Source organism: Mesorhizobium sp. M7A.F.Ca.MR.176.00.0.0 (assembly GCF_004023165.1).
Lineage (GTDB): Bacteria > Pseudomonadota > Alphaproteobacteria > Rhizobiales > Rhizobiaceae > Mesorhizobium.
Window position 1 is genome coordinate 1 of sequence record NZ_RZTC01000274.1, and the last position, 1615, is coordinate 1615.

General features: G+C 64.1%; 2 protein-coding genes. Both read left to right on the forward strand.

The features are described from left to right. The coding region (locus tag EOB59_RS34735; protein ID WP_128290297.1) for a transcriptional regulator at window positions 1-270 on the forward strand (270 nt) is incomplete at its 5' end. 183 nt (window positions 271-453) lie between these two features. Then, window positions 454-1380, forward strand: coding sequence for a Gfo/Idh/MocA family oxidoreductase (locus EOB59_RS34740; protein ID WP_128290298.1), 927 nt, complete (start codon window positions 454-456; stop codon window positions 1378-1380). Window positions 1381-1615: the final 235 nt, after the last annotated feature.

Below are 1615 nucleotides of genomic sequence, written 5' to 3' on the forward strand. Positions count from 1 at the left end.
GAAGAACGCCCGGTCACTATCATCACCGGCCGGGTGTGGAAGAAAAAAGGCGGCAAACCGGAAGGCGTCCACGTCATGCTGGTGGCGCCAGACGACGATTCGGCGGTGCGCCGGGCACTCGAATCGCTTGCCGCCGAAGGGTACGCCGAGGCCGAACTCGACCAGATCGGCGACATGGACGGCATCCCCGACGAAGAGCCGCATATCTCCGCTTTCCAGGGCGCGCTCGAAGGCGAAGTGTCGATCGTCACCTTCGACGTGCCGATCTGAACCCGAACCCGGTCCAGCTTTCGAATCGACTGCCGAGACGAATCGGCGACCGAGGCCTTCCCAGCCGACAAAAATGTGCACTGCCGCCTCAAGGAAGGCCGAGCTAGGCTTCTCGGCTTCGGCTTGCCCGGGGCAAGTGTTCTGGTAAGAAACCATCACCATCATCAAACAGACGGAGCGGCCGTGTCCCAGCCCATCAAGATAGGCATCGTCGGCGTTGGCAAGATCGTCCGCGATCAGCATCTGCCGGCCCTGGCGAAAGACCAGGACTATCGCCTCATCGCGGCTGCCAGCCGTCACGGCAAGGTGGATGACATCCCGAATTTCCCTCACATCGAAGCCATGCTCGATGCGGTGCCCGAGCTCGAGGCCGTGTCGCTCTGCATGCCGCCGCAGTTCCGCTACGATGCGGCGCGCACCGCGCTGATGGCCAAGAAGCATGTCTTCCTGGAGAAGCCGCCTGGCGCCACGGTCAGCGAGGTCGAGGACCTCAAGACATTGGCCGCGCAGAACGGCGTCTCGCTGTTCGCCAGCTGGCACTCGCGCTATGCGCCGGCGGTCGAGGCCGCGCGTGCTTTTCTAAGTTCAGCCCGCATCCACTCGGCCGCCATCAACTGGAAGGAAGACGTGCGCCGCTGGCACCCGAACCAGGAATGGATCTGGGCTCCCGGCGGTTTCGGCGTCTTCGATCCCGGCATCAACGCGCTGTCGATTGCCACCCATATCCTGCCGGCGATGTTCATCACCTCGGCGGTGCTGGATTTTCCCGAAAACCGCGCCTCCCCGGTTGCCGCGCGCGTCGCCTTCCGCACCTCGAACGGGTTGCCGGTGACGATGGACCTCGACTGGCTGCAGACAGGCCCGCAAAGCTGGGACATCCTGGCCGACACCGACAAGGGCGCGATGGTGCTGTCGGGCGGCGGCTCGAAGCTCGCCATCGACGGCAAGGTGGTTCATGACGAGCCGGAGGCCGAGTACCCGATGCTCTACAAGCGCTTCGCCGAGATCGTCCGCGCCGGCACCTCCGATGTCGATCTGGCGCCGCTGCAGCATGTCGCTGACGCCTTCATGCTCGGCAAGCGCAACGTGGTCGAGGCGTTCTTCGATTGACAATGGGCTGTGAAGAGCGACCTCGCTCCGATCCCCACTTCCCGGATCATTTGCGAAGGGCGCGCCGCCCCTCATTGTCCTGCCGGACATTTCTCCCCGTATAGTGACGGGGAGAAAGGGGCAATGGCGACGCCGGCGTTCGCCCTGCAAGGTCGCCGATTGGCGAAATCGTCAGCGACGGCGTCCTTCTCCCCGTCACTATACGGGGAGAAGATGCCGGCAGGCAGATGAGGGG